This is a genomic window from Nitrospinota bacterium, from assembly GCA_035528715.1.
In the GTDB taxonomy this organism is placed as follows: Bacteria; JADFOP01; JADFOP01; order DATKYB01; family DATKYB01; genus DATKYB01.
The window spans coordinates 1-3,956 of record DATKYB010000080.1; the positions used below are offsets into that span (position 1 = coordinate 1).

4 protein-coding genes are annotated in these 3,956 nt (G+C 32.6%); all 4 read right to left on the reverse strand.

Features of this window, described 5'->3' with window-relative positions; genetic code table 11:
* On the reverse strand, nt 1–1,052 hold a 1,052-nt coding region (locus VMW81_06210; protein HUU50531.1), incomplete at its 3' end, for a HEAT repeat domain-containing protein.
* 96 nt (nt 1,053–1,148) lie between these two features.
* Nucleotides 1,149–1,919 carry a FliA/WhiG family RNA polymerase sigma factor gene (locus VMW81_06215; GenBank protein HUU50532.1) on the reverse strand — a complete coding sequence of 257 codons (771 nt, stop codon included), beginning with the start codon at nt 1,917–1,919 and terminating at the stop codon, nt 1,149–1,151.
* A 21-nt stretch (nt 1,920–1,940) separates the two neighbouring features.
* Entirely contained in the window at nt 1,941–2,837 is an 897-nt protein-coding gene (locus VMW81_06220) for a MinD/ParA family protein (GenBank protein HUU50533.1), read from the reverse strand.
* 18 nt (nt 2,838–2,855) lie between these two features.
* Nucleotides 2,856–3,956 (reverse strand): flagellar biosynthesis protein FlhF (gene flhF, locus VMW81_06225; protein HUU50534.1); only part of this gene is annotated, 1,101 nt, incomplete at its 5' end.

Here is a 3,956-nt window from a genome sequence, read left to right on the forward strand (position 1 = left end):
AATACCAAAATGACGATATAAAGGACGTTTTCTTTCTTGGTGTTTAAGGCTTTAATTAAAGGCTCAATTGCTCCAATCTCTTTCAAAGCATCTATGAGAAGTTGTGTTCTTCTATCTTCTTTAGAATCTAAACTTTCAGCAATCGTTAATAGAGATCTTACAGACCTTTCATCCCCTATCTTTCCCAATCCTTTTATTGCATAGTTCTGAATACTATTATCCTGATCTTTTAAAGCATCATATAAATATTTAGTAAGCTTTTCCGTATCGATCTTTCTTAAAAGCTCTTTTGGAGTCTTTTCTGATATCTCGATAAGGGTTTTTACAATTACATTACGGATGCTCTTCTTAGTACTCTTGAGTAGCTGGACCAAAGGAGATATGGCTCGTGGATCACCTATTTTTCCAAGGGCTTCAATAACAGCATACAATACCAAATTATTATGAACTTTTAATAATCTAATAAGTGGCTCTACAGCCTTTTTGTCCTTGAAATTTGCTAAAGCTTCAATAATGGAAAACTTAACCCAATCATTCTGATCCTCTAATTTCTCTAAGAGAGACTCTACAGCTGAAGGGTTTCTTAACAAACCAAGACTCGTAGCAGCCGAAGCTCTAACATTAAGGTTTTTATCATCTAAACTTTCAATTAAATTTTCTGTTACTCTCTTATCATCGATACTTCCAAGGATATCTGCCACAAAACATCGGATGTCATCATCTCTATCTTTTAAAAGGGGCAAGAGTAGTTCAATTCCTTGGCTTCCTACTTTTTCTAAAATTTCAAACGCGCTGTTTTTTACAGAAAGATCATTATCCCTTAATAATGGAAGAATGTTATAAACAGTTATCTCTCCCCCTATCTTTATCAAAGATTCTGTAGCGGCTTCTTGAACCCCTTTATTCTTATCTCTCAAAGCTTTGATGAGATAATAGATTGATTTTTCATCCTTAATTTCACCTAGCTTTTCTGCTGCTTCTTTTCGATACAAATCTTCCCTGCTTTCCAGCATTTCAATATATCTATCTGTTTTTAAGATAGACTTCTCCATTTTCTCTTCTGCTTCTTAAATAAGATGAAGTTTAATAATTGTTACTCTCTTTTTAATAACGAGAAAATACAGTTTAAAATTTACTTTGTTATTCTCTTATTCTTCTACTTCTAATGTTTTTTTTAACTTTCCTCTCAGTCTCAACATCGCCCTGGTATGAATCTGAGAAACCCTTGACTCTGTAATATCTAACACCTTTCCTATCTCTTTCATTGTTAATTCTTCATAATAATAGAGAGATACTACTTGTCTTTCTTTTTCAGGCAATTGATCGATTGCCTTTGCTGTAATCTCTTTTATTTGTTTAGTCTTTAATAATAAGGAAGGATCCATTTTTCTGCTACCAGATAGCGATTCGATCAGATTCACCCTCTCATCTTCTGAAAGATTCCTTCCTAATGATTCTTTGCTTATCAAAGAAACACCACGAGCTTTATTCAGAATTTGATGTAAATCTTCTAATCCGATACTCAAAGATTTTGCAACCTCTTCATCCGTTGCAGCTCTCCCTAGTTTTTGTTCCAAATTACTATAAACCTTTTCCAACCTATTTATCTTTTGTCGCACGGATCTGGGGATCCAATCAAGAGACCTTAAATCATCTAATATCGCTCCCTTTATCCTAAATTCGGCATATGTTTTAAACTGAATATCCCTTTCAGGATTAAATTTTTCTAACGCGTCAATCAATCCAATCACTCCTGAACTAATAAGATCATTTATATCTACATGAGAAGGTAATCTGGCAGCAATACGTTGAGCAATATATTTAATCATAGGTGCATATTTTAGAATTAACTGTTCTTTAACTGACGGTTCTTTATATTCATATTTTTCTTTTAATTTTTTCTGTAATATCTTGGCCACCTTCAGTTCTCCAGTGATAAATTATTCTTTTTTTAAATTCATATGATTTTGAAGTATCTGTTGCCAGAAAAATTGAATATTCCCTTTTGGATGTGTTCTTGGAGAAATCTTTGAAATCGATTTAGCCAGAGCAGCAAAAGACCTGCCTGCCTTTGAACTTGGATAAAGCTCTACCAATGCTTTCTGTTGTCTTACTGCTTTAGTTACGCTCTCATCAAAAGGAATAGAACCTAAATAATCGATTGAGATATCCAGAAATCTATCAGCAGCAACGCTTAACTTTTTAAATACCTCTTTTCCTTCCTTCTCATCTTTTACAGAATTGACAATAAGCCTAAAATATTTTTCTCCATAATTTATTGAAAGAACCTTCATGAGAGCATACGCATCAGTAATTGAAGTAGGCTCAGGAGCCGCTATAACTATAATCTCTTGAGCCGCTACGTTAAAGTACATAACATTCGAAGAAATACCTGCAGCTGTATCAATAAGAAGTATATCAATATTTTCATCGAATTGATCAAATTCAGACAACAATCTAAGTCTCTGCTCGTCAGTTAATGCAGAAAGCTCTTGTATACCAGAACTTGCTGGAATAATTTTTATACCCTTCGGGCCCTCCACTATTATTTCAGAGAAACTCTTTTTCCCAATCAATACATCTTTTAGATTATATTTCGGGATCAAACCTAAAAGCACGTCTAAATTCGCTAATCCTAAATCAGCATCAAAAACAACAACTCTTCTATTCAACATGGAAAGAGAAATGGCTAAATTAGCCACAATATTTGTCTTTCCAACTCCTCCTTTTCCACTTGTAATGGCCATTACCATTATTTGTTTATCTCTTTTTTGTTGAGAACTATTTGTGTTTTCATTCATCTTTGACATGTATCTTAAAGTTGATGCTTGGTCCATTATTCTTCTCCTCTTTATTTAGTTTTTTGAAAGGTTTAGAATTAAATCAACAATCCTCTCTGGAACAGCAACTTCTATATCTTCTGGTATCTTCTGTCCAGTTGTTAAATACGATATAGGGATATTTGTATTTATCGAATGATTGAATATACTTCCAAAATTTGTGCTTTCATCTAGTTTAGTAAATAGTAACCTGTCTATTGGAATCGCTGAAAATTTATTTATAATATTTGAGAGATCATTATCTTTAGTAGTTATACTTAAAGCCAGATGTGTCTCTAAAGAAATCCCATTATTAAAAAGGGATTTTAATTCATTGAGATGAGCTGAGTCTTGATAGCCTCTACCAACAGTATCAATTAATATCAGGTCTTTGTCTTTATACCCATTAACAAAATCTTTAAAATTTTTCATGCTTGAAATAATATCTACAGGTATTTTAATTATTTTTGCATACATCTTTAACTGCTCTATAGCGCCTACTCTGTATGTATCTACGGTTGCTAATACCACCTTTTTTTTCTTTAACATAGAATAGATTGAAGCTATTTTAGCAATAGTTGTTGTCTTCCCAACTCCTGTTGGTCCGACTAATACGACTATCTTTCGATTATTTTCCTCTAATTTTATTGAACCAGATACTTTTAGCATATCCATCATTATTTTTGCTAAACATGACTCAAGATACTCCTTGTTTTCCAATTTAGATTTCGGACACATTTTGTTCGTTTTATCAATAAGCTCAAGAGCAAGCCTCTCGTTTATCCCATTTAATATCATTTCCTTATAAAGTTCTTTAATATTTTGAGAATAAATGCCTTTTTTTTCTAATACAGGACAAATCATCTTATTAAAATAATTCAGCTCTTCCTTAATCTTTTGACACTCTACAGGAAAACCACAACCATTTTTACTTTCTGAAATAGAATTGAGCATATCTTTCATCTCACCCAATTCTCTATATAGAGGATCTAGTATTAAATTTGAATCTGAGAATTGATTAAACCGATTAACTCTTTTAAAACTGAGATTATTAGAAACCTTTTCGTCTACTGCAGCTGTTACTTCTACTAACTGTCGACTAAAGAGGCCAAATTTTAACCCACCCTTTTTAATGTT

Bases quoted from the DNA above. Each gene is read 5' to 3' on its own strand.
- VMW81_06220 (HUU50533.1), bottom strand. From the start codon at position 2,837: ATGGACCAAGCATCAACTTTAAGATACATGTCAAAGATGAATGAAAAC.